General features: G+C 58.5%; 24 protein-coding genes. 10 read left to right on the plus strand and 14 right to left on the minus strand.

What is annotated here, in order from left to right:
• Entirely contained in the window at nucleotides 1-1,065 is a 1,065-nt protein-coding gene (locus ACJO5Y_RS08795; RefSeq protein WP_406986278.1) for a succinylglutamate desuccinylase/aspartoacylase family protein, read from the plus strand.
• Nucleotides 1,066-1,097: 32 nt separating this feature from the next.
• Nucleotides 1,098-1,523, plus strand: coding sequence for a secondary thiamine-phosphate synthase enzyme YjbQ (locus ACJO5Y_RS08800; RefSeq protein ID WP_406986280.1), 426 nt, complete (start codon nucleotides 1,098-1,100; stop codon nucleotides 1,521-1,523).
• Between the two features lie 21 nt (nucleotides 1,524-1,544).
• On the opposite strand, the gene ACJO5Y_RS08805 is transcribed toward ACJO5Y_RS08800, so the two are convergent.
• The 4 genes from ACJO5Y_RS08805 to ACJO5Y_RS08820 all read right to left on the minus strand — a co-directional run bounded on the left by ACJO5Y_RS08805 (nucleotide 1,545) and on the right by ACJO5Y_RS08820 (nucleotide 6,235).
• Nucleotides 1,545-2,933 (minus strand): WS/DGAT/MGAT family O-acyltransferase, encoded by a 1,389-nt coding sequence (locus tag ACJO5Y_RS08805; protein ID WP_406986283.1) that lies wholly within the window; start codon nucleotides 2,931-2,933, stop codon nucleotides 1,545-1,547.
• Nucleotides 2,934-2,951: 18 nt separating this feature from the next.
• Entirely contained in the window at nucleotides 2,952-3,758 is an 807-nt protein-coding gene (locus tag ACJO5Y_RS08810) for an alpha/beta fold hydrolase (protein ID WP_406986286.1), read from the minus strand.
• 204 nt (nucleotides 3,759-3,962) lie between these two features.
• Nucleotides 3,963-4,649 (minus strand): response regulator, encoded by a 687-nt coding sequence (locus tag ACJO5Y_RS08815; RefSeq protein ID WP_406986289.1) that lies wholly within the window; start codon nucleotides 4,647-4,649, stop codon nucleotides 3,963-3,965.
• Nucleotides 4,646-6,235 carry an ATP-binding protein gene (locus ACJO5Y_RS08820; RefSeq protein ID WP_406986291.1) on the minus strand — a complete coding sequence of 530 codons (1,590 nt, stop codon included), beginning with the start codon at nucleotides 6,233-6,235 and terminating at the stop codon, nucleotides 4,646-4,648. Before ACJO5Y_RS08820 ends, ACJO5Y_RS08815 begins: the two co-directional genes overlap by 4 nt.
• 268 nt (nucleotides 6,236-6,503) lie before the next feature.
• On the opposite strand from ACJO5Y_RS08820, the gene ACJO5Y_RS08825 reads away from it, so the two are divergent.
• The 4 genes from ACJO5Y_RS08825 to ACJO5Y_RS08840 all read left to right on the plus strand — a co-directional run bounded on the left by ACJO5Y_RS08825 (nucleotide 6,504) and on the right by ACJO5Y_RS08840 (nucleotide 10,637).
• Nucleotides 6,504-7,481 (plus strand): Bug family tripartite tricarboxylate transporter substrate binding protein, encoded by a 978-nt coding sequence (locus tag ACJO5Y_RS08825; protein ID WP_406986294.1) that lies wholly within the window; start codon nucleotides 6,504-6,506, stop codon nucleotides 7,479-7,481.
• Nucleotides 7,478-7,924, plus strand: a complete 447-nt coding sequence (locus ACJO5Y_RS08830) for a tripartite tricarboxylate transporter TctB family protein (RefSeq protein ID WP_406986296.1) — start codon at nucleotides 7,478-7,480, stop codon at nucleotides 7,922-7,924. The genes ACJO5Y_RS08825 and ACJO5Y_RS08830 overlap by 4 nt, the downstream gene beginning before the upstream one ends.
• A complete protein-coding gene (locus tag ACJO5Y_RS08835; RefSeq protein ID WP_406986298.1) occupies nucleotides 7,924-9,450 on the plus strand; it encodes a tripartite tricarboxylate transporter permease in 1,527 nt (508 codons plus the stop codon). The genes ACJO5Y_RS08830 and ACJO5Y_RS08835 overlap by 1 nt, the downstream gene beginning before the upstream one ends.
• A 77-nt stretch (nucleotides 9,451-9,527) precedes the next feature.
• Nucleotides 9,528-10,637, plus strand: coding sequence for a porin (locus ACJO5Y_RS08840; protein WP_406986299.1), 1,110 nt, complete (start codon nucleotides 9,528-9,530; stop codon nucleotides 10,635-10,637).
• An 89-nt stretch (nucleotides 10,638-10,726) separates the two neighbouring features.
• Here ACJO5Y_RS08840 and ACJO5Y_RS08845 read toward each other — a convergent pair whose 3' ends face one another.
• The 3 genes from ACJO5Y_RS08845 to ACJO5Y_RS08855 form a co-directional block, all read right to left on the minus strand.
• Nucleotides 10,727-12,082 carry a PhoH family protein gene (locus ACJO5Y_RS08845; protein ID WP_406986396.1) on the minus strand — a complete coding sequence of 452 codons (1,356 nt, stop codon included), beginning with the start codon at nucleotides 12,080-12,082 and terminating at the stop codon, nucleotides 10,727-10,729.
• A 63-nt stretch (nucleotides 12,083-12,145) separates the two neighbouring features.
• Nucleotides 12,146-12,628 (minus strand): CBS domain-containing protein, encoded by a 483-nt coding sequence (locus tag ACJO5Y_RS08850; protein ID WP_406986301.1) that lies wholly within the window; start codon nucleotides 12,626-12,628, stop codon nucleotides 12,146-12,148.
• 60 nt (nucleotides 12,629-12,688) lie between these two features.
• Complete coding sequence (locus ACJO5Y_RS08855; RefSeq protein WP_406986304.1) at nucleotides 12,689-13,426, minus strand: START domain-containing protein; 738 nt, start codon at nucleotides 13,424-13,426, stop codon at nucleotides 12,689-12,691.
• 131 nt (nucleotides 13,427-13,557) lie between these two features.
• On the opposite strand from ACJO5Y_RS08855, the gene ACJO5Y_RS08860 reads away from it, so the two are divergent.
• Entirely contained in the window at nucleotides 13,558-14,565 is a 1,008-nt protein-coding gene (locus tag ACJO5Y_RS08860) for a DUF2804 domain-containing protein (RefSeq protein WP_406986307.1), read from the plus strand.
• A 57-nt stretch (nucleotides 14,566-14,622) separates the two neighbouring features.
• Here ACJO5Y_RS08860 and minE read toward each other — a convergent pair whose 3' ends face one another.
• The 5 genes from minE to ACJO5Y_RS08885 all read right to left on the minus strand — a co-directional run bounded on the left by minE (nucleotide 14,623) and on the right by ACJO5Y_RS08885 (nucleotide 17,202).
• Complete coding sequence (minE, locus tag ACJO5Y_RS08865; protein WP_406986309.1) at nucleotides 14,623-14,877, minus strand: cell division topological specificity factor MinE; 255 nt, start codon at nucleotides 14,875-14,877, stop codon at nucleotides 14,623-14,625.
• Between the two features lie 3 nt (nucleotides 14,878-14,880).
• Nucleotides 14,881-15,693, minus strand: a complete 813-nt coding sequence (gene minD, locus ACJO5Y_RS08870) for a septum site-determining protein MinD (protein ID WP_406986311.1) — start codon at nucleotides 15,691-15,693, stop codon at nucleotides 14,881-14,883.
• Nucleotides 15,694-15,758: 65 nt separating this feature from the next.
• Nucleotides 15,759-16,538, minus strand: a complete 780-nt coding sequence (minC, locus tag ACJO5Y_RS08875; protein WP_406986314.1) for a septum site-determining protein MinC — start codon at nucleotides 16,536-16,538, stop codon at nucleotides 15,759-15,761.
• Entirely contained in the window at nucleotides 16,535-16,924 is a 390-nt protein-coding gene (locus ACJO5Y_RS08880) for a HopJ type III effector protein (protein WP_406986317.1), read from the minus strand. Before ACJO5Y_RS08880 ends, minC begins: the two co-directional genes overlap by 4 nt.
• Nucleotides 16,924-17,202 carry a DUF1244 domain-containing protein gene (locus tag ACJO5Y_RS08885; protein WP_406986319.1) on the minus strand — a complete coding sequence of 93 codons (279 nt, stop codon included), beginning with the start codon at nucleotides 17,200-17,202 and terminating at the stop codon, nucleotides 16,924-16,926. Before ACJO5Y_RS08885 ends, ACJO5Y_RS08880 begins: the two co-directional genes overlap by 1 nt.
• Nucleotides 17,203-17,317: 115 nt before the next feature.
• Between ACJO5Y_RS08885 and dinB the strand changes: the two genes are divergently transcribed.
• Entirely contained in the window at nucleotides 17,318-18,382 is a 1,065-nt protein-coding gene (gene dinB / locus ACJO5Y_RS08890; protein WP_406986322.1) for a DNA polymerase IV, read from the plus strand.
• An 8-nt stretch (nucleotides 18,383-18,390) separates the two neighbouring features.
• Here dinB and ACJO5Y_RS08895 read toward each other — a convergent pair whose 3' ends face one another.
• Nucleotides 18,391-18,963 carry a phosphatase PAP2 family protein gene (locus tag ACJO5Y_RS08895; protein WP_406986325.1) on the minus strand — a complete coding sequence of 191 codons (573 nt, stop codon included), beginning with the start codon at nucleotides 18,961-18,963 and terminating at the stop codon, nucleotides 18,391-18,393.
• Nucleotides 18,929-20,176, minus strand: a complete 1,248-nt coding sequence (locus ACJO5Y_RS08900) for a glycosyltransferase family 4 protein (RefSeq protein WP_406986327.1) — start codon at nucleotides 20,174-20,176, stop codon at nucleotides 18,929-18,931. The genes ACJO5Y_RS08895 and ACJO5Y_RS08900 overlap by 35 nt, the downstream gene beginning before the upstream one ends.
• A gap of 87 nt (nucleotides 20,177-20,263) precedes the next feature.
• Between ACJO5Y_RS08900 and ACJO5Y_RS08905 the strand changes: the two genes are divergently transcribed.
• Nucleotides 20,264-21,301 carry an NADP(H)-dependent aldo-keto reductase gene (locus ACJO5Y_RS08905; RefSeq protein ID WP_406986329.1) on the plus strand — a complete coding sequence of 346 codons (1,038 nt, stop codon included), beginning with the start codon at nucleotides 20,264-20,266 and terminating at the stop codon, nucleotides 21,299-21,301.
• 226 nt (nucleotides 21,302-21,527) lie between these two features.
• Entirely contained in the window at nucleotides 21,528-21,845 is a 318-nt protein-coding gene (locus ACJO5Y_RS08910) for a hypothetical protein (protein WP_406986331.1), read from the plus strand.
• Nucleotides 21,846-21,896 lie beyond the last annotated feature (51 nt).

Raw genomic sequence — 21,896 nt, forward strand, 5'->3', positions numbered from 1 at the left:
ATGGCCAGAGCGCCATTTGTCATCGCCGGTACCGAGATCAAGGCTGGCACGCGTCAAACAGTGGAGGTGCCGGTCGCCAAGTTGTATACCCACACGCCGCTGCACATTCCGGTGGAGGTGATTCATGGTCGCCGGGACGGACCGGTGTTGATGGTCTGTGGCGCTATCCACGGGGATGAAATCAACGGCGTGGAAATTGTCCGTCGGGTGCTGACCAATTCGGTACTGCGACACCTGCGCGGCACCCTGCTGGCCGTGCCCATTGTTAATGTTTTCGGGTTCGTGCAGCGCACTCGCTACCTGCCGGACCGGCGGGATCTGAATCGGTGTTTCCCGGGCAGTGAGAGTGGTTCCCTGGGGGGGCGTATTGCCTATCTGTTGCGCACCCAGATCATGGAGCATGTCACTCATATCATCGACCTGCACACCGGGGCGATTCACCGGTTCAACCTGCCGCAGATTCGCGCCGAGCTGAAGAACCCGGAAACCATCCGCATGGCGGAAGCCTTCGGGGCACCGATCATTATCAACGCCAGCCTGCGGGAGGGCAGCTTGCGGGCCTACGCGGATTCTCTGGATATTCCGGTGGTGACCTATGAGGGGGGAGAGGCCCTGAGGTTTGATGATGTGGTGATCATCAGTGGCGTGAAAGGGGTCATGCGGGTGATGCGGGAATTGGAAATGGTGCCCGCCAAGAAAACCCCGAAAGCCCCCAGGAAGCGCTCCGAAACCGCTGCCAACTCCCTCTGGGTGCGGGCGGATATTGATGGCATCATGCGCCCCGTGGCCCACCTTGGCCAGAAAGTCCGCAAGGGGCAGAGACTGGCCATGGTGGCGGACCCATTCGGTGAAACCGAGGTGGCGGTGCTGTCGCCGGTGGCTGGTATCGTGATCTGCGTGAACAACCTGCCGCTGGTAAATGAAGGCGAGGCCATCTATCACATTGCCCGCTTTGACGAGCTGGGCGAGGCGGAAAAGGCCATGAACTATTTCCGCAGTACCTACGAGACAGAAGTGACCGAGGCGGTGGTGCCAGTCCACCCGTGGGACGAGCTGCAAAAGTAGGTACAATGGAGTAAGCAGGCAAGGAGAGATCAATGATCTGGGATCAGAGCTTTATTGAACTGGCGCCATTGCCCCGGGGGTTCCATCTGGTGACCAATGAAGTGTTGGCCCAGGCGCCGGATTTGCGAAACTGCGAAATGGGGCTGTTGCACCTGTTTATCCAGCACACCTCGGCATCATTGGCGATTAATGAAAATGCCGACCTGGATGTGCGCGGGGACCTGGAGCGGCATTTCAATGTCATGGTGCCGGAGCATGCGCCCCACTACAAACACACCACGGAAGGGCCGGACGACATGCCGGCCCATATCAAGAGTGTATTGATTGGTTCGTCACTGACCATTCCGGTGGCCAATGGTCACCTGGCCCTGGGAACCTGGCAGGGCATTTACCTGTGCGAGCACAGAGATCATGCCGGCGGACGGCGCATTGTGGCGACGCTTCAGGGGCGGTGGTAGTACCGGCCAGCTCAGGCCAGCTTACCCCTTGCCCGCTCCTGCCTCCAGTTCCATCAGCGCCTCATCAAGGTAATCGATCAACCGTTGCATGCCGGGCACGGTTTTGCGGCAGGCGACAATACCGAACTCCATCTGGTCAACGTAGCTGGTCACGGTGATATTCAACGCCACGCCGTTGGTCACGATGGAAACCGGATAGTGGCCCTGCAGCTCGGCGCCGTTCCAGTACAGCGGTTTCCGTGGCCCGGGCACGTTGGAAATGGTCACGTTGAAGGGCGGCCGCAGGGTCTGGCTCGACATCCCCAGCAACATGGGCAGGCCAATCGGCAGTGACATCAGGGTGGAGTACAGCATGATCTCTGATTGGGTCATGGACGCCACCAACTCCTTACCTTCCTTCATGGAACGCTGGATTTTCCGCAGGCGCTCGATCGGGTCCAGTTCGTTGGTGGCCAGGGACGCGATCACCAGCGACACGGCATTGCCGTAGTCATCGCTATCAGCGGGGCGTACCGACACCGGCACCAGCGCGGTGAGGGCCTGTTCCGGCAGAGCGTTATGCTCCAGCAGGTAGCGTCGCAGGGCGCTGGCGGTGATGGCCATGACAATATCGTTGAGGGTAGCGTCATATTGCTTCGCCAGGGTCTTGATGCGGGTCAGGCTATAGGCTTGCGCCACGAATCGGCGCGACTGGCTGATCCGTTGGTTGAGCATGGAGGCCGGGGCCTGGAACGGCGCCACTATGCCGTCCAGTTCGCCCCGGCGGATGCCGTCGTAGTACTTCTTGAGTCCCTTCAGGACTCCGGGAATGGCGCCGACCTGCGTTTGCACCTGCTCGGCCACCGCGCTCAGCGCGACCAGGGAACTCCCGCCCGCGGACTTGGCCTTGGCACGGCGCGGCATCGGATTGGCCCAGGGCGGCAGCATGCCCCGTTTTTCCGGGTCTTCCGAGAGTGAGTTCTGCAGGATTTTAACCGCCGCGCCACCGTCCGCCAGGGCATGGTGGAGCTTGAAGTAGATGGCAAAGCGATTCTTATCCACGCCCTCCATGATATGGGCCTCCCACAGGGGGCGGTCGCGGTGGGTGGGAGTGCTGTGCAGACTGGATACCAGGGCGAACATTTCCCGGTACCGGCCGGGCTTGGGCACCGAGTAATGGCGAATGTGGTATTCCAGGTCGATGTCGTCTTCCTCGACCCAGTGGGGCAGGCCGCCCCTTGACAGAGGCCAGTGGAGCTTCTGGTTGAAGGGATAGACCACGGGCGCGGTTGACAAGGTGAGCTGCTCGCGCAGCCAGTCCTGATCGGCGCCCTCCGGGTAGTTGTACAGATGCAGGCCACCCACATGCATGGGCATGTTGGAGCGCTCCGCGTAGAGAAATCCAGCGTCGTGGGAAGAAAGGCGTTTCATTGGCTTATCCTTGGTCAATTACTGCTCCTCGCGGTGCAGAAAAGTCACGATAACGTCGGCGAGTTCTTCCGCCTCGGTATCCAGCATGGCGTGGCAGCCACCGTGCACCTCATGGAGCTGGGCCCCGGGAATGCGCTTTTGGAGGTCGTGGGCGTGATGGGCCGCGATGATCAGGTCATTGGAGCCGGTAATGACCAGTGTAGGGGTTTTGATGCGTTTCAATCGGCGGCGGCTGTTAAACATCTGCAGGGCGAGGTATTGCCTCAATACGGTCGACTTAGGTGTCCGCTCGTTGTTCCTGCGCTGCAGGAACCCTTCGATGGCCGGTGTCGGGTTGGCCTTGACGTCGCGGGAAAACAGCATGTCCAGGAGGAACTCCTGGACGGTGCGGTCGCGCTGCAACAGAAAGCCGAACCAGGCCTGTTGCTGTTCCCTGCTCAAACCCCGGATGATGCCCGCCCTTGCCGTGGTGGACATCAGGATCAGGTGCCTTAGCCGTTCCGGATAGCACAGGGCGAGCTCCTGGGCCACCATGCCGCCCATGGAGACCCCCAGCACGTGCGCCCGCTCGATGCCAAGTGTATCCAGCACCGCGATGGCATCCCGAGCCAGTGTACCAAGGGTATAGAGGCCGGTGCTGTCGCCGGAGCGCCCGGTGCCGCGATGATCCATCAAAATCAGATGAAAATGAGGTGTCAGCCGGGATAGCAGGGACTCCGGCCACCAGGTCCGGTTGCCCTGCCACCCCATCAGCAGCAACAGGGGTGGACCCTCCCCGCGGGTTTCGTAGTGGATGCTGATATTGCCGTTGGATGCGAGTGGCATGTGCTCTCCATAGCGTTAAGTCGAATAAGTACTAGTGGATCAAGAGCACCACTGGGACAAAAGGTACCAATAGATCGGCAAATATGAATTTAGGGCGACTGTGCAAGCCTGTCCAAAATATAAGCATACTATATTTAATAACAACATTGCTCGCAATTAGATTGTGCAAAATATTAATGGCCGACTGCGGCAAGGCTCGCGAACTTACTCGATGTGGTACCGCCTTTCCGGACGCCCGACATTGCCGTAGGTGACTTCCGCGGTCAGCTCGCCGTTGCCGACCAGAAACTCCAGATAGCGACGAGCGGTAGTCCGGGAGGCGCCGATGGCATTGCCCAGTTCCTCGGCACTCCATTGCTGTCCGGATGACAGCACCTCACGGATCTTGTCCAGCGTGATACTGTCGATGCCCTTGGGCAGCCGTTCTTCGCGGGCCGGCTGGGTATCCTCGCCCGAACTCCGGGGCAGCAGGGCATCTACCTCTTTCTGTGCCAGCCGGACCAGGCCTGACAGGTGGCGAAGGTGGTCCCGGTATCGGCTGACGGCTTCCTCAAGACGTTCGAACACCAGTGGTTTGAGAATATAGTCGAACACCCCGCCGCGCAGAGCGCTTCTCAGGGTTTCTACCTCCTTGGCGGCCGTGATGAGAATGACGTCACTGCTGCTGTCTTTTGCCCGGAGTTCTCTGAGCAGTTCAAGCCCGTTCCCGTCGGGGAAATAGATGTCCAGCAGGATCAGGTGAGGCACCATCACGTCGATCAGGTCTCTTGCGTCTTCAAGGCTGTGGGCGATGCCACACAGTTCGACGTCGTCCAGGCGTTCGACGAATCGTCGCTGGATTTCCGCAATTTTCCGGTCATCTTCGACAATCAGAACGCGAATGGTGGTCAATGACAGTCCCTCCCTTTGCTGGTTTTGGGTAGGTAAAGAGTAAAGCGGGAACCTTTTCCAGGTAGGTCGTCTACGGTGACCGACCCGCCCCAGCGATTCAGGAACTGGCGTACCAGGTGCAGGCCATAGCCATGGGTATCACCTTGCTTTGTGCTCACGCCTTTCTCAAAAATCTTCTGGCGCGTGTCTTCGGGAATGCCCGGTCCCTGATCTTCCACCTCGAAAATCAGTTCGTGTCCGAGGTCCGTCATGGATAGCTGAACGAGTCCGCCATCCCCGGTCTGCTGACGGGTTGCTTCAAGGGCATTGTCGATCAGGTTGCCGAGCACGCTGACCAGTTGATCCCGCGGCATATCGGCGGGGATGTCCGTCATCCGGCTTTCCGGATCGATGTGAAGGCGCAGGCCCATTTCCCGTGCCCGGTTGTACTTGCCCAGAAGGCAACCGGCGATGACGGGGTCGGGCACCGCATCCAGTAACAGGTGAATCAGCGCCTGGTGGTCACTGACTTCGCTGCCAATCAGGTTGAGTGCGTCTTCATAGGCTTCGATCTGGATCAGGCCGGCAATGGTATGGAGTTTGTTCGAGTACTCATGGGTCTGGCTTCGTAAGGTGTCAGCGTATTGCTGTATCCGCGTTAGCTGCTGGCTGACCTGATCCACTTCGTCCCGAAGCCTGAAACTGGCGACCACGCCAATAATGTCCGCGCCCTGGCGGACCGGTAGCCGGTTCACGATCATCTGCCGGTTCCTCAGCCACACTTCCCGGTCAAAGTCCGGCGTGCCGGACTCAAGCACCGAAAGCAGGTCACTCTCGGGCAGGACGTCGAGAATGGGGCGGCCTGCCAGAGGTGTGTGCGGGTCCAATCCAAGGGTTTCCAGGGCGGTTCGATTCACGGTGGTGATGATGCCCTCGCGATTGATGGCGATGATGCCTTCCCGGACCGACTGGAGGGTGGCGTCCCGCTCCTGGAACAGGCGTGCGATTTCCTCCGGCTCCAGCCCGAATATGGCACGTTTGAAGCGACCGGCAATCACGATGGCAATCACTATGCTGATCAGCAGCGCCAGGCCAACAACGCTGTAAAGCACGATGCTGTAACGTTCAATGGTTGCGTTCACCTGATCGACGCCATAGCCGACGGAAACAATGCCGATAATCTCGCCGCTATCCGGTTCCATCACCGGTGCCTTGCCACGCATGGATTCGCCCAGGCTACCTTCGGCCCTTGCAATGTAGGACTCACCATTGACCAGGGCGCGCCGGCCATCGTCACCGTCGTCGTCTGCCATGGAGTGGCCAATCCGGTCGGCGGAAGGGTGGGCAAGGCGGATGGCCTGGTGGTCACCGATCACAATGAACAGGGCTTCGTTGGTGTGTGCCAGGCGTCTGGCCAACAGGTTGAGGGCCCCGATATCACGCTGGTGGATGCCCTCTATCACCGAGGGCGCGGCAGCAACGGTTTTGGCAACCATCAGCGCCCGCTGTCCGATCTCGTCAAACAGGGAGTCACTGAGGTAATAGCCGGCGAATACGCCGATCAGTGTGGTTTGCAGGGCACTGACTAACCCGAGCGAAAGGATCATTCGGGTTTTAAGTTTGGTTTTTCGGAACACGTTATCAGCAGCAATTGGTTTGTTGTCATTATTCCCTTCAGGGTAAATCACAAGTTTTGCGATTACCCGTAAATTTTATGAACTTAACGCCCATTAATTTCTTTAAAGGCTTTACGCCCAGAAACTTCTGGCGGCGTTGATTGCCCTCTAGTCTGTTTTTGCGAGTCTCCTTCCAGCGGCATCCAGCAATGAGATCCGCCCTGGAAGAGACCATAAAAACAAGAGTGAGGTGACAATCATGACTATCAAACGAACACTTTCCCTGGTGGCAGCCGCCACCTTCAGCATGTCCGCGTTGGCCTGGCAGCCTTCCGGTAAGGTCGAGTGTATTGCTCCTTCCGATCCGGGCGGTGGCTGGGACTTTACCTGCCGCAGTGCCGGCAATGTCCTGAGGGAGCTCGGCCTGATTGATGGCACGGTACAGACCGTGAACATGGCTGGCGCCGGTGGCGGGGTTGCCTTCGCCCACACCGTCAGCAAGCGGGCCGAGGACGACAAGCTTATTGTGGCCGCATCGACAGCCACCACCACACGCCTGGCCCAGAAGCAGTTCCCCGGTCTTGACGCAGATATGGTGAATTGGGTTGGGGCGTTGGGGGCCGACTACGGCGTGATTGCCGTGGGCAGCAATTCCAAATACCAGAACCTGAACCAGCTTCTGGATGCCGTCAAGGCGAATCCCAAGTCGGTGAAATTCGCGGGCGGCAGTGCCCGGGGCGGATGGGATCATCTCAAGGTTCTGATCACGGCAAAGGCCGCCGGTGCTGAACAGCTCCCGGCGATTCCCTACCTTTCCTACAACAACGGCGGCGAAGCCATGACCCAGGTGGTCGGCGGCCAGGTTGATGCCTTTACCGGTGACCTCTCAGAAATCACCGGCTTTATGGAATCCGGCGATCTCCGCGTGCTGGCGGTACTGTCGGATGAGCGTGTGCCGGGCGACTTTGCAGAGATTCCGACGGCAAAGGAGCAGGGCATTGATGCGGTCGGTCCGAACTGGCGCGGTTTCTACATGCCGAAGGACGCCTCCGAAGAATCCAAGACCTACTGGGCCAATACGGTCGATACCCTTTACGCCAGCAAGGAATGGAAAAAGGTTATGAAGGCCAATGGCCTGATTCCCTTCCACCCGCCGGCGGGTGAATTTGACAGCTTTGTTCGGCAACAGGTGCAGGACATCGAAACTCTGTCTCGTGAGATAGGACTGCTCAAATGACTGGCTTCGGTGATCGACTTCTTGGTCTTGGCCTTATGGTGCTGGCTGTGGCCTACGGTTGGGTGGCCCAGCAGTGGCCGGAACCGTTTGGTGGCGCCGAAACCGTGGGGCCGGAAACCTTTCCCACCATCCTGGCGGTTGTTCTGGTGGCCGGTGGTATCTACCTGATGATCAGGCCGGATCCCGACGCCCAGTGGCCGCTGGGTAAGTCTGCACTGGAGCTTGTGGTGTCCCTGCTGGTTCTGGTGGTGTACGCCATGCTGCTTGAGCCCCTGGGGTTTGTCATCTCGACAACCCTGGCTGTGGGCGCGCTGAGCTGGCGCATGGGCGCTAATCCCCGAAGTGCATTTGTGACGGGGCTGATCAGTGCCGTAGTGGTGTTTGTATTGTTCAACTACGGCTTGTCACTGAACCTGCCCGCTGGCCTTCTGGAGGTGAACTGATGGAAACGCTCAGTTTTCTGATGGACGGCTTTGCGGTGGCACTGACGCCGTACAATCTGATGTTTGCCCTGCTTGGTGCCTTTGCCGGTACCCTGATCGGTTGTATGCCGGGCCTCGGTCCCGCCAATGGCGTGGCCATTCTTATCCCTCTGGCATTTACCCTGGGTCTGCCGCCGGAAACGGCCATGATTCTGCTCACCTCGGTCTACGCGGGGGCCATGTATGGCGGCCGCATATCCTCCATCCTGCTCAATATCCCCGGTGACGAGCCGGCGATGATGACCTGTCTTGATGGCTACCCGATGGCCCGCAAGGGCAGGGCGGCGGATGCGCTGGCGATCTCTGCCATAGCGTCATTCTCTGGCGGTCTGATCGGGACGGTGGGTCTGATCATGCTGGCTCCGGTGCTGGCGAAGTTTGCCCTCAGCTTCGGACCGGCGGAATACTTCGCGCTGTTCCTGCTGGCGTTTGCAACGCTTGGTGGTATTACCGGTAAGAACCCGATGAAAACCGTGATTGCCGCCACCCTGGGGATCATGATTTCCACTGTGGGGATCGATATCTCCACCGGCACCCAGCGCTACACCTTTGGCGTGCTGGAGCTGTATGAAGGGATCGACTTCATTCTCGCCATTGTGGGTCTGTTTGCTATCTCGGAGTTGTTGTTCTTCGTCGAGTCACGTATGGGCCGTGGGCGCGAGAAGGTGAGTGTGGGCAAGCTGACCCTCGGCTTCCGGGAACTGGTCAGCACCATTCCTACCCAGTTGCGTGGTGGTGTGCTCGGGTTTATTTCCGGGGTCTTGCCGGGGGCGGGCGCGTCTCTGGGCAGCTTCATCAGTTACACGCTGGAGAAGCAGATTCTGGGCAAGAAGGGCAAGTTCGGTGAAGGCGATATCCGCGGTGTGGTTGCGCCTGAAGCGGGTAACAACGGTGCTTCATCGGGTGCGCTGGTGCCCATGTTGACCCTGGGTGTACCTGGCAGTGGCACGACAGCGGTCCTGCTGGCGATGTTGATTTCACTGAACATCACGCCTGGCCCCCTCATGTTTACCCAGAACGCCGATATTGTCTGGGGCGTCATTGCAGCCCTTCTCATCGGGAATGTGTTGTTGCTGCTGCTGAACATTCCTCTGGTCGGGCTCTTTGTACGGCTGCTGTCGGTTCCCCCCATGTACCTGTTGCCGATCGTGACCATGGTTGCCTTCGTGGGCATTTACTCCATCAGCAACAGTACCTTCGATCTGTATTTCATGGTGGCGTTTGGTGTTGCCGGTTATTTCCTGCGCAAGCTGGAAATCCCGGTGGTGCCCATCATTCTCGGTCTGTTGCTGGGACCGGAGATGGAAAAGAACCTCGGGCATGCCCTTGTGCTGTCAGATGGTGACTGGAGCATTCTTTGGGCCAGCACTCTGGCCAAAAGCTTCTGGCTGGTCGCCGGGCTGAGCCTGGTGCTGCCGTACCTGGTTGGCCCCCTGCTGCGTCGCCGCATGAACGCTGCCATGCAGGAAAGCCCGGTCAGTGACTGACCGGGCTCCAGTGTGTTCCCGCCAGACTGGTGTCTGGCCTGAAAAGCAATAAATACAATTCAATAAGGAAGGATGTAATGAGAAAACAAAAAAGATTGGTTTCATGTATTGCGTTGGTGGTTTGTGGTTTCTCCGCTTCAGGTGCGTATGCCCAGACGGCGGGCTCGAAGCTTGTTGCGGATGCGCCAGTGTCGAATGTTTCTGCTGACGTGTATGGCCAGTTGAACTATGGCGTGCTGGTCGGGGATAGCGGCGACGGCAGTGAGCACTTCATCGTCGATAACGACAACAGCGGGAGCCGGATCGGCGCCAAGCTGAAAGGCGACCTTAACGATACCGACCTGGTGATCGGTGCCCACGTGGAGCTGGAGTATCAGCAGAATCCCTCAAATCAGGTGACTCTCGAAGAGCGCTCGATCAGCGGCGAATTCAATGAGCGTCAGCTGAACCTGTTTGTCTCCGGTGGGTTTGGCAAATTATCACTCGGTCAGGGTGATGGGGCCGCGAACGGCAACATCGAAAGGGATCTGTCGGGTACCAAGGTTATTTCGTGGACCAACCCTGCGCTGGTTGGTGGCGGGTTGGACTTTCTGGATGATGCCACCGATACGCGGGTCCGGCTGGGGGCTGCCACGAGCGATCAGGATTTCGAGAGCCGATACAGTCGTGTGAAGTACGATCTGCCAGCCCTGGTCGGGCTGCAGCCTTCGATAAGCCAGGGCATCAAGGGTGGTGATGATGTTTCAGAGATCGGGGTGCGCTTCTCTGGCCGGTTCGGGGGCAAGATCTCCGGTGCTCTCGGTTATTCAGTCAAGGACAGTGGCGGGCAAACCGGGGATGTTGAAACCCTTGGCGGTTCGTTGTCGTGGTTGCACGACAGCGGTATCAACCTGACGGGCGCCTACTCAACCAGCAGTGATGATGACTCTGCTAATCCGGATTCTGATTTCTACCTGGCGAAGTTGGGATACATAATGGGCAGACATGCCGTCGACATTCATTATATGGAAACAGAAGACCGCGTTGAAAAGGGCGACTCGGCGGAAACCGTCGGGGTAGGTTATGTCTTTACCCCAATCAAATGGTTTGAGGCTTATGCCGGTTACAACAATCATTCCCTGGATCGTGCCGGTGCTGACTTTGACGATGTGGACACCGTTCTGGTCGGGGGACGGCTGAAGTTCTGATTTGCGCCTCTTTGTTGTTGTCCCTGGGTGGTTGAGCCCAGATTTGCCGCACCGGGGCACGGTGCGGCTTTTTTGGTTCTGGTGGGGCGTCAGAGGTTGGCTTCGGCGTACTCCGCCAGAACCGACCTCGGTACCCCCTGGAGATGGATGTGGCCGCCATGGCGGAAGCCCTTGAAGCGTTCCGTCATGTAGGTCAGGCCGGAACTCAGGGCGCTGAGATAGGGGGTATCTATCTGCGCCAGGTTACCCAGGCAGATCACCTTGGAGCCGTTGCCGGCGCGGGTGATGATGGTCTTGATCTGATGCGGCGTCAGGTTCTGGGACTCGTCAATAATGATCAGACTGTGCTGGAAACTGCGCCCGCGGATGTAGTTCATGGATTTGAAGTGCAGCGGCACCTTGCTGAGGATGTAGTCGACGCTGGCGGTCATGTTTTCGTCGTCTTCATGGAGCGCTTCCAGGTTATCGACGATGGCGCCCAGCCAGGGCTCCATTTTCTCTGCTTCGGTACCGGGCAGGAAGCCGATGTCTTCATCCAGCCCCTGGATGCTTCGGGTGGCGATGATGCGCTTATACAGTTTGCTGGCGACGGTCATCTCAATGCAGGCGGCCAGTGCCAGGATGGTCTTGCCGGACCCTGCCGAGCCGGTGAGGTTCACCAGGTGAATGTCCGGGTCCAGCAGCAGGTTCAGGGCCAGAGCCTGGTAAATGTCCCGGGGGACCAGGCCCCAGACTTCCTCGTTCATCAGATCGTGTTGATGCAGATCCTGCATGACCAGTTGATCATCGGACAGGTCCACCACCTTGCCAACGAATCCCTGTTCGTCCACCACGAATTCGTTAACGTTGAGCCTGGCCAGTTCACCTTCGCGCTTGAGGATATGCTCGGTGATGCCTTCGCGCTGAATGGTTTCCACCTTGGCGATATTGTCCCAGAAGGAATTGGGGAATTGCTTGTAGCCTTTGGGCAGCAGGTCGATGTCATCCAGCAGCATGTCGTTGTGGTAATCCTGGGCTTCCACACCGAAACCGCGGGCTTTCAGCCGCATGTTGATGTCTTTGCTGACCAGGATGATGTCACGGGATTTGTGCTGGTCCTGCAGCGCCGCCAGAGTGTTGATGATCTTGTTGTCGTTGAGGTGTTCCGGCAGGGAATGATTGCCGTGGTTCTCGGTACTCATCAGGATCGACAGGGTGCCAAGGGGCTCGGCCTTCTTTGCCCTTACAATGGGAACGCCTTTCTCAATGTCCTTCGGGCTGGCATCACCCAGCAGTTTGTCGATGTTGCGGATGGCCTGGCGACAATCGGCGGCTACGGTCTGTTTGCCGGACTTGAGGCTGTCGAGTTCTTCAAGGACCGTCATCGGAAGGATGACATCGTGTTCTTCAAAATTGAGGAGGGCGTTCGGGTCGTGAATCAGGACGTTGGTGTCGAGGACATACATCTTTCGGCGAGCTTGCGATGCTCCTGGCATAAGGCGCGTTACCTCTCTGGTGGCTCAGTCGTTTCAGGCACAGCGGCTGGTGAGTTCTTTGTCTGAAATCAGTTTTAGCATGTCGTAAGTGGTGATGATACCGGTGATCTTGTCGTCTTTTGTAACGAAGATCCGGTGCAAGTGTTCACGCATCATGATATCGGCGATATCGCGCACCGGGGTCTGTTCATCAACGGAAAGGACGCTCGGCGTCATGATATCCCGCACTTCGACGGGGACCTTGCCCATCTCCTCGAAGATGGCCATGCGGAGACGGCGGGCTTCCCGCTCCTCTTCCGGGGTCAGCCGGGCGTCGTTGTCATTGCGGTTGGCGTTCCAGCGAAATTCGGTGATGTCTTTCAGGGTGGCGATACCGACAATGTCACCGTGTTCATCGGTGACCGGACTTCCAGTGATTTCGTTGTCGGTGAGGAAGCGGGCCAGCCTCTCCATCGTCCATGATTGTGGTACGGCCTTGATGCTTGGGGTCATGATCTCGTAAGCGAGAACAGTCATTTACCGGGTCCTGTTCTGTTGAAGGGTCCTTTTCACCAGAGCTTAGCTTGTCCCGTGCAGCTAGTCATCCCCCGATTGTAACGGCGGCGCCACATTGATGAGTTTTCCTTCATTGTCATACACCAGTGTGTGACCCTGGTAGCGCTCCCGACGGCTGACCCGCTCCAGTTGCTCCATGGATCTTACCGGAATGTCCACCAGCAAGGTATTGACCAGCCAGCCGGGTATCGCGCCATTGGGTTCGGTGTGCTGGATCCAGACCATACGGGTCTTGTCGCCTTCGGGAATAAAACGATACAGCGTATCAGAGCGATCCACCCGGACGAGGCCATCGACCTCCTCGCGGCGATCAGGGACAGCGTTGAGGTCCATCACCACCTCGCCAGTGGACTGTTCGCCATGGGTGCGGATGCGCAGCACGTAGTCCCGGTCGGTCACCGGCCAGGGCATGTCGTTCACCGAGTAGGCGTACCGGTCGAGGAAGTTGCCGTCACCAAAGGCATGGGATTTGGTGCAATTGTGAACCCACTCAACGCAGGACTCCGGATTGACCATCACCGCCATCAGGTTTCCCATGGAGGTATCCATCAGTGCTTCGGCCTTGAACGCCTGGAAGCTGGAATCTTCCTGATCGATGGTGTAGACCTTGATGTTGTCGGTTTCCTTGCGCAGGGTCCAGCCATCGGCATTTTCAGCGGGTAATGCAGCCTGGACAAGCGCCGGGAAGATGGCGGAGCAGACCAGGATGGCCGTCAGAATGCTGAATGCGGGCTTGCCGTGGGCGCTCGGGTTACGCATAGAGTACACTTCCTTGGTTGTAGTGCCAGGAGTCTATCACGCACATTTATGGGGGCGTGGCGTCGAATCCAGGGATTGTGAACTGGGTATCTGCCTTTACATCCACACACTGAATCTGGCCCGAATTGACGATGACGATAAAGCAGCTGATCGATACCAGGGGAAGGGTGCAAACCGGCGTGTTTTCAAGTCCCGTGGAAACGATCAATTACCTGGATTATGACTTGCGAACGGTGATGGACCGACCTCGCTCCCGGCTGGCCCGGAAATGGCGATTCAATCAGTTCCAGTTTGTCAGTGTCATGTCGGAACACTGGGTATTTGGTCTGGCCATTGTTGACCTGAAACTGGTGAGCAACGGATTTTTTTACCTTTATGATTTTGCTTCCGGAGAGATGCTGGAACAGACCTTCCTGCAGCCGCTGGGCATGGGCACTGTGATTGAACCGCGTCCGGAGGACGGTGTGGCCAGTTTCCGCAGCAAGCAGGCGAACCTGAGGATTATTCCGGGCCCGGAAGGTCGCAGCATCAGTGTTACGGCGGGTGACACTGTTCGTGCGATGTTTGCACTCCATGAAGACCGGGATCCCCTGAGATTGTCCTGTCCTGCGGGATACAGTGGCTGGGTATTTACCCGTAAGTCTGCGGGCTTGCCGGTCACCGGTGAAATTCGCTGGGGAGACCGGGTCTGGCGCTGTGATGACCATACCCGGGGTTCAATCGACTGGAGTTGCGGTTTCATGCGCCGTGAAACCGCCTGGAACTGGGCGTGCCTGGCCGGCCAGCTGGCAGATGGCACCTCCGTAGGCCTGAACCTCGCGACCGGGGTGAACGAATCGGGGTTGACCGAGAATGCCCTATGGCTCAACGGTCGCTGCATCAAGCTTGATCTGGCCAGGTTCGAGTTTGATCGCTACGACCAGGGCGCACCCTGGCGGGTCACCACCAGCGATGGCCGGGTGGATCTCCGCTTTGTGCCGTCGGGCGTTCGCAAGGAACGGCTGAATGCACTGGTGCTGGCGTCCAACTTCCGCCAATACGCGGGGACGTTTGAAGGCTTTGTGGTGGATGATGAAGACAAAACAATCCCCATAGCAGGGCTACGGGGATTGATGGAAGATCATTTCGCCCGCTGGTAGCTGCGGGCGTGTTGCGAATGATCTGGAGAGTGATCTGGAAAGTGATTTAAAGCGCGATCAGCTTTCCGGCAGAGTGACGTTCAGTTCCAGTACCGAACAACTGTCGTTGCGGTCCACTTCCACCTGGACCATATCGTCACTGATCTGCACATACTTGCGAATAACCGCCAGCAGTTCCTGCTGCAACTGGGGCAGGTAGTCCGGTTGTTCGCGTTGCCCCCTTTCGTGGGCAACAATGATCTGCAGGCGCTCTTTGGCAACGTTGGCGGTACTGTTGCTTTTCTTACTTCTGAAATAATCGAGGAAACTCATCCCTTAGCCCCCCTTGAACATCCGTGAGAAGAAGCCCTTTTTCTGGGCAGACATAAAGCGGTGTTCCCGCTCCTCGCCCAGCAGCCGGCCCACGGCGTCGTCATAGGCCTGGCCTGCGTCGCTGTCTTCTTCAAGGATGACGGGCAGACCCTGGTTGGACGCGTTCAGCACAATCTGGCTTTCCGGGATGACGCCCAGCAGCGGGATAGCAAGAATCTCTTCCACGTCTGCTACCGACAGCATTTCGCCCCTTTCCACCCGGGACGGGTTGTAACGGGTCAGCAGCAGGTGCTCCTTGACCGGGTCCTGGCCCATCTCGGCGCGGCGGGACTTGCTCTGCAGGATGCCCAGGATACGGTCGGAATCCCGCACCGAGGACACTTCCGGGTTGGTGACCACAACGGCTTCATCCGCGTAGTACAGCGCCATCAGTGCACCGTGTTCGATACCGGCCGGGGAATCGCAGACAATGTAGTCAAAGGTCTCCGACAGTTCGTTAATGACTTTTTCAACGCCTTCCCGGGTCAGGGCTTCTTTTTCCCGGGTTTGCGAGGCCGGCAGGATGTACAGACTTTGAACGCGCTTGTCGCGGATGAGTGCCTGGTTCAGCGATGCCTCGCCCTGGATGACGTTGACAAAGTCATACACCACCCGGCGTTCGCAGTTCATGATGAGATCGAGGTTGCGCAGGCCCACGTCAAAATCAATGACCACGGTCTTGTGGCCGCGTTTGGCCAGACCGGTACTGATTGAGGCGCTGGTGGTGGTTTTGCCTACGCCACCTTTTCCTGAGGTAACGACAATGATTCTAGCCAAGGTTACATTCCTGTTTCACGGTGGATTCGTCATTTATGCCGAATAAATCGGTCGTTATAGTCTTGTCAGGCCTTTTCCAGTGGCGTCACCACCAGCAGGTCGTCCCTGAGCTGGATCTGAACAGCGGTTTTCCAGCCGTGGTCCTGAAGATCCTCAGAGATTTTATAGTGTCCGGCGATGGACACAAGCTCCGCTTCCAGTGACTGGCAGAAAACCCGGGCGGATGGCGCACCGTGTATGCCAGCAAGGGCGCGACCACGCAACGGACCGTAGACGTGGATATTACCTGCCGCCAGTACTTCCGCGCCAGCCTGAACCGGGGCCAGAATGATCAGATCGCCTTCGGGGGCATACACCTGCTGGCCGGAACGCACCGGCTGATTGATGATGCGGGCCGGTGCGGGTTCGGCTGGCGCCTCTGTTGCCGGGACGGCTTCCGCTGCGGTGACCTGTGCCGGCTCGTTGGCGGCCGTGGCATTCTGATCGGACGGGCTGACGTCACGGTCACGCTGACTGCCACCGGGCAGCAGGGCCAGTGCAGCTCCCCGGGCCAGTCTGCGCTGGTCGTCGTTGCCGCCGCGAACACCGATAACGTGGATATTATGGCGGCGGCAGGTGCCGATAATCTTGAAGAAATCCAGCTCGCTGCTCAGACCTTCGTACTTCTCCAGGCTGATGATCAGCGGGATGTCCTTGAAGAACCCGGGAGCCTGACTGATCTTGTCCCGCAGGGTGTCCTCGAATTCGTCATTATCGAAGTAATAAAGCTCCAGGGCCGTCATGGACACGCTGGCGCTTTTCAGTTGAAAGCAGTGTTGTACCCCTGAGGTGGCGGTATCGCTCATGAAAGGCTCTCTTCCTTGGGATCGTTCCGGGTGTCGGCAGGGCGGGCGCGAAGTGGCTCGCCTTCAAAGCGGATGCCGGACCAGCCGGTGCTGATGAACTGACGAATGTTACCATGGCTGCCGCCTGCGGGATCATTCAATACCTGTTGGTAATGTTGTGCGAACAACTGCAGGGTATCGGCTTCGTTGAGGCTGCAGTACTGACCCAGTGCAAATACCCTGCAGGAGCCTGCATTCTCGCCGGCGGCGTTGAGCAGTGGGCCGTTGTGGAACCCGGTCGGCTGATACTCGAAATGGCGGTCAATCAACGCCAGGGTATCGTCAAAGTCGGCATGGCCAGCTTTCAGGGACGCCAGATGAATCCGCACTGATTCATTGATGTTCATTATTTATGGTCCTGTTTGGGACCCTTCTGGTAACGGGATTTCCATTCTTCATAGGGCATGCCGTAAATAACCTCGCGGGCGTCCGGATCGGACAGCTCATAGCCCCGTTCGGCGGCCTCTGCACGATACCACTTGGACAGGCAGTTACGACAGAATCCGGCCAGGTTCATCAGGTCCAGGTTCTGGACCTCGGTGTGATCACGCAGGTGTTGTACCAGGCGCCGGAATGCTGCGGCTTCGATTTCGGTTTGTGATTGCTCGGGAATGGGGTTTGTCATGATTGCTCACCTGTTGGGCTGTAGAGTGCCTGAAGAGTTCCTGACATTCTCTGTATGTTAGCTTAAGATACAAGGCTGTATATATGTACAGATTGTCGACCCGAGTTGTTACCCGATGTCCCAGCGCAAGATCATACATGTGGATTGCGACTGCTTTTATGCCGCCGTGGAGATGCGGGACGATCCCTCGTTAAGGGAGGTTCCCCTCGCCGTGGGCGGAGAAGGCGGTCGGGGTGTGGTGTCCACCTGCAATTACCGCGCCCGGGCGTTCGGGGTGCGGTCTGCCATGCCGGGCGGGGAGGCCCGCCGCCTGTGCCCGGGACTGGTGACAGTGCCGCCGGACATCGCGCGATACCGCGCCGTGTCGCAACAGGTCATGGCCATCCTGCGTGAGCTGACCGACCTGGTGGAGCCGCTCTCCCTGGACGAGGCGTTCCTGGACGTCAGTGATGTCACCGATCACAAGGGCAGTGCCACGTTAATGGCGCAGTACCTTCGCCAGCGTGTGCGGGACGAGGTGGGCATCACCATTTCCGCTGGCGTGGCGCCCAATAAGTTTCTCGCAAAAATCGCCAGTGACTGGCAGAAGCCGGATGGCCTGTTCGTGATTCGCCCCCGGGACGTTGAAGGTTTTGTCGCCGAATTGCCGGTGGAAAAACTGTTCGGGGTGGGGCAGGTCACTGCCGGCAAGCTTCGAGCCCTTGATGTGACCACCTGTGGCGACTTGCAGGCGATCGGCGCCGATGTGTTAATCGACCGGTTCGGCAAGCAGGGCTACCGGTTGCACGAGATGGCGTTTGGCCGTGATGAGCGCCCGGTGGTGGTGTCCCGCATCGCCAAGTCACTGAGCGTGGAGCGAACCTTTTCCCAGGATCTGCCCGACAAGACCGCCTGTGAGTCAGTCATGGCCTCGCTGGTGGCCGACCTGAACCTGCGGCTGAACCGCAAGGCCCGCGACAAACCGATTCACAAGCTGTTTATCAAGATTCGCTACAGCGACTTTTCGACCCATACCCTGGAGCGGGTCCGGGAACAAATACGGGAACCCGTAGTGGAAGATTTTGGCGCGCTACTGGATGAATTGGTCACGGACAGTTCGCGTCCGGTTCGGCTTATGGGGCTGGGTGTGCGCTTCCGGAACGACGACTCGCCCGTCACGCAGTTGCGACTGTTCGAATAAAGGCCGGCTCAGGTGGCAAACAGGGCCCAGACCGGCGCGGTCAAACCGTAGACCGCGAGGCTGCCCAGGCATCCGCCGATCAGTGCTCCGGCGGCGACATCGCTGGGGTAGTGCAGGCCCAGGACGACCCGCGAGGCAGCCACACTCAGTGTGAAGGGGAGCAGCGGCCAGAACAGACCCGGCGCCAGCAGCGCAAGCATGGTGGTAAAGCAGACAGCGTGCAGGGTGTGGCCGGACGGAAAGCTGTAGCGGTCCAGCGGCGGCGTGCCGCAATTGATATTCGGGAATGAGATAAACGGTCGCTCACGGATCAGCCAGCGTTTGAGCAGCTTGTAGGTCACCGTGCAGGTGAGTCCGGTGGCGACCATCAGCAGGGCCAGTGCCAGGCCATCGTCGGGCCGGATCACCGGCATGGCGAGAATCAGCGCATACCACAGCCAGCCGTCACCCAGGCGACTGACCAGTTGAAAATAGCCGTGTACCGGCCGGAAGCGCAGGCTGCGGTTAATCGCCTGGCACAAGGCGTATTCCCGCTGGTCCACCAGATTAAAGAAGCGAGATGCTTTGGTTGTTGACGGCATGGTAGTTGGCCTTTGTTGGCTGATTGAATACCAGCTGTTCAAACTGCTCGATCTGGCTGGCCCAGTTCAATTCCAGGGCGTCCAGGCGTGCCTGGGCGCGGATTCGGTTCAGCAGCGTGGGTTGGTCGGCGAGGCGCAGGGCATTGTCCACGAAGCTCTCATCGTCGTTCAGCGGCGCCTTCATGCCGTTTTCTTCCTGGCGAATGTGCTCGCTGGCGGCGGCATCGTCGAAGGCCACCACACCGAGGCCACTGGCCATGGCCTCGGTTACCACGTTGCCGAAAGTGTCGGTTTTGCTCGGGAACAGGAAAATATCCCCGGAGGCATAGTGGCGCGCCAGGTCATCCCCCCGCCGGGTGCCACAGACGATGTAATCCGGGTGTCGTTCCACCAGCTGTTTGCGCAGCGGACCATCGCCCACCAGGATGAACCGGGTCTGGGGGTGCAGTCCCCGAAGGCGTTCAAAACAGGCGACGGCCATCTGCAGGTTTTTCTCGGAGGCCAGCCGGCCGACATAGAGCACGGCCCGGTCAGTGTCTTTCAGGCCCCACTGTTGACGCAGTGCCTCGTCTCGTTTGTGTGGGCTGAAGCGGTGGCAGTCCACGCCCCGGCTCCAGAGTCCCGTCGGGACGATGCCCATATCCCCCACCGTGCGCTGCATTTTCCGGGTGGGCACCAGGGTGATGGCGGTGCGATTGTGAAACCAGCGTCCATAGGCACAGAGCAGCTTTTCCAGGAACCCTGCACCGTAATATCGGCTGTAGGAATGGAAATTGGTGTGAAAGCCGGAGCTGACCGGTATGCCCAGACGTCTGGCGGCGGTGACGGCTGCCAGCCCCAGCGGTCCCTGGGTGGCTACGTAAACCGCGTCCGGACGCTGCACTTTCCAGAGTTTTGTCAGCGAGCGGGCTCCGGCCAGTCCAAAGCGAAGATCCGGATAGCCGGGCAGGGGCAGGCCCGTCACCACGTGTTCGGCGGAAAACAGCTGATCTCCGGCGCGGTCCACCGGTCCTTTGACTTCATGCTGCTGGCGGGGGCGTACCACGGCTACCCGGTGCCCGCGCTGCAGCAAGCCCTGGCACAAGTGCCTCAAGGTGTTCGCCACACCATTGATTTCCGGAGGAAAGGTTTCGGAAACGATGGTAATGTGACGGCTGCGCTTGATGGCCTGCGATGAATTGGTCACGGTGCGTCCTGTGTTTCCCTGAATCATGTTTCCACTATGGGAAGTCGCTGTGACAGTTATGCGACAGCCCCGTGACAATCTGTTTACCTTTTGACCAGACGAACCGGAGAAACTATGCAGACGCGCAAGCTCGGCACCACCGATATCGATGTCAGCCTGATTTGCCTCGGCACCATGACCTGGGGCGAGCAGAACACGGAACAGGAAGCGTTTGAGCAACTGGACCTGGCCGTTTCCGAAGGTATTAACTTTATTGATGCGGCAGAAATGTACCCGGTGCCGCCTCGAATTGAGACCCAGGGGCGGACCGAGCAGTATCTCGGCAACTGGCTGGCTCGCCGTGGTCGTCGGGATGACCTGGTGATTGCGTCCAAGGTGGCGGGGCCAGGGAATGGCCTGAGTTATCTGCGGGACGGGCCCCGGCTGACCCGCGATCACATCCGCCAGGCCTGTGATGACAGTCTGAAGCGTCTGCAGACCGACTACATTGATTTGTACCAGGTGCACTGGCCGGACCGGCATACCAACTTTTTCGGCAAGCTGGGTTATGTCCATAACCCGGAGGAGCAGTCGACACCGATTGAGGAAACCCTTTCGACTCTCGACGAGTTGGTGAAAGAGGGCAAGATTCGCCACATCGGACTGTCCAATGAAACGCCCTGGGGAGCCATGGAGTACCTGAGGCTTTCCCGGGAAAAGGGCTGGCCAAGGGCTGTGAGTATCCAGAATCCCTACAACCTGCTGAACCGCTCCTACGAAGTGGGGATGGCGGAAGTGTCACACCGGGAGCAGGCCGGGCTTCTGGCCTATTCGCCGCTGGCGTTTGGCATGTTGTCCGGCAAGTATCTGGATGGACAGCGCCCGCCGAAGGCCCGTCTGACCCTGTTTGAGCGTTTCAGCCGGTACTCCGGCGGCCGTGGCGAGGCGGCGACCCGTGCCTATGCGGATCTGGCCGGGAAACATGGTCTGTCACCGGTGCAGCTGGCCCTGGCCTGGGTGAACAGCCGTGACTTTGTTACCAGCAATATCATCGGCGCTACCACCATGGAGCAGTTGAGGGAGAACATCGGATCGGCCCAGATTACGTTGGACAGTGAGGTGATTGAAGCCATCGAGGCCATTCACCAGGAGTTCACCTACCCCTGTCCCTGAGTGAGCCACCCTGACGTCTTTCCCGGAAGAGTGTCAGGGTGCAGTTCTGCCGCCAGGGTGTAATGAAACCAAGGAAGATAATTTATTGACATAAACGGTTTCATTTGGTGACAAAAAATCGACTATTTTGTGTGCAGATTCACATCTTTTTGGCCTCGAATCGTTAGACTTTAGCCTTATACGAACGTAGACTGCTGCTCTAATAAAAAAGGTCGTCAGAAGTATCATGATTATCCGCATTTTTGTAGCGCTGTTAGCCCTCAATATGATTGCATTCGTCGTTCGTGCCGAGGCGGACGAGCGAGTCATCGCCGATGAAAACGTTTCCGAGGATGTTTACGAACTCCAGGAACGGATGGCGGGTGATTTCGAGCGTGATGATTCCGAGGACGCACTGACGGAAATCGGTTCCCGCCTGTTAAGTCTCAGCCTGTATCGTTCCGGGGCCGGCGGAAAACGCTACGCTTCTGATCGGGCCCGTGCGGACCACGGCGTTGCCCTGCTGGAAGAGGGCGCGGCCCTGAACCTGAAGTGGAATTTCTGACCGCCACTCTACCTCTGCCATCTCCCCGGAGTTTGCTGTTTTAGCTCCCGA

The organism is Marinobacter alkalisoli, assembly GCF_045449855.1.
Lineage (GTDB): Bacteria > Pseudomonadota > Gammaproteobacteria > Pseudomonadales > Oleiphilaceae > Marinobacter.

Coding starts and splice junctions, on each gene's coding strand:
- ACJO5Y_RS08795 (WP_406986278.1), top strand. CDS start 1: ATGGCCAGAGCGCCATTTGTCATCGCCGGTACCGAGATCAAGGCTGGC.
- ACJO5Y_RS08800 (WP_406986280.1), top strand. CDS start 1,098: ATGATCTGGGATCAGAGCTTTATTGAACTGGCGCCATTGCCCCGGGGG.
- ACJO5Y_RS08805 (WP_406986283.1), bottom strand. CDS start 2,933: ATGAAACGCCTTTCTTCCCACGACGCTGGATTTCTCTACGCGGAGCGC.
- ACJO5Y_RS08810 (WP_406986286.1), bottom strand. CDS start 3,758: ATGCCACTCGCATCCAACGGCAATATCAGCATCCACTACGAAACCCGC.
- ACJO5Y_RS08820 (WP_406986291.1), bottom strand. CDS start 6,235: ATGATCCTTTCGCTCGGGTTAGTCAGTGCCCTGCAAACCACACTGATC.
- ACJO5Y_RS08825 (WP_406986294.1), top strand. CDS start 6,504: ATGACTATCAAACGAACACTTTCCCTGGTGGCAGCCGCCACCTTCAGC.
- ACJO5Y_RS08830 (WP_406986296.1), top strand. CDS start 7,478: ATGACTGGCTTCGGTGATCGACTTCTTGGTCTTGGCCTTATGGTGCTG.
- ACJO5Y_RS08835 (WP_406986298.1), top strand. CDS start 7,924: ATGGAAACGCTCAGTTTTCTGATGGACGGCTTTGCGGTGGCACTGACG.
- ACJO5Y_RS08840 (WP_406986299.1), top strand. CDS start 9,528: ATGAGAAAACAAAAAAGATTGGTTTCATGTATTGCGTTGGTGGTTTGT.
- ACJO5Y_RS08845 (WP_406986396.1), bottom strand. CDS start 12,082: ATGTATGTCCTCGACACCAACGTCCTGATTCACGACCCGAACGCCCTC.
- ACJO5Y_RS08850 (WP_406986301.1), bottom strand. CDS start 12,628: ATGACTGTTCTCGCTTACGAGATCATGACCCCAAGCATCAAGGCCGTA.
- ACJO5Y_RS08855 (WP_406986304.1), bottom strand. CDS start 13,426: ATGCGTAACCCGAGCGCCCACGGCAAGCCCGCATTCAGCATTCTGACG.
- ACJO5Y_RS08860 (WP_406986307.1), top strand. CDS start 13,558: ATGACGATAAAGCAGCTGATCGATACCAGGGGAAGGGTGCAAACCGGC.
- minE (WP_406986309.1), bottom strand. CDS start 14,877: ATGAGTTTCCTCGATTATTTCAGAAGTAAGAAAAGCAACAGTACCGCC.
- minC (WP_406986314.1), bottom strand. CDS start 16,538: ATGAGCGATACCGCCACCTCAGGGGTACAACACTGCTTTCAACTGAAA.
- ACJO5Y_RS08880 (WP_406986317.1), bottom strand. CDS start 16,924: ATGAACATCAATGAATCAGTGCGGATTCATCTGGCGTCCCTGAAAGCT.
- ACJO5Y_RS08885 (WP_406986319.1), bottom strand. CDS start 17,202: ATGACAAACCCCATTCCCGAGCAATCACAAACCGAAATCGAAGCCGCA.
- dinB (WP_406986322.1), top strand. CDS start 17,318: ATGTCCCAGCGCAAGATCATACATGTGGATTGCGACTGCTTTTATGCC.
- ACJO5Y_RS08895 (WP_406986325.1), bottom strand. CDS start 18,963: ATGCCGTCAACAACCAAAGCATCTCGCTTCTTTAATCTGGTGGACCAG.
- ACJO5Y_RS08900 (WP_406986327.1), bottom strand. CDS start 20,176: ATGATTCAGGGAAACACAGGACGCACCGTGACCAATTCATCGCAGGCC.
- ACJO5Y_RS08905 (WP_406986329.1), top strand. CDS start 20,264: ATGCAGACGCGCAAGCTCGGCACCACCGATATCGATGTCAGCCTGATT.
- ACJO5Y_RS08910 (WP_406986331.1), top strand. CDS start 21,528: ATGATTATCCGCATTTTTGTAGCGCTGTTAGCCCTCAATATGATTGCA.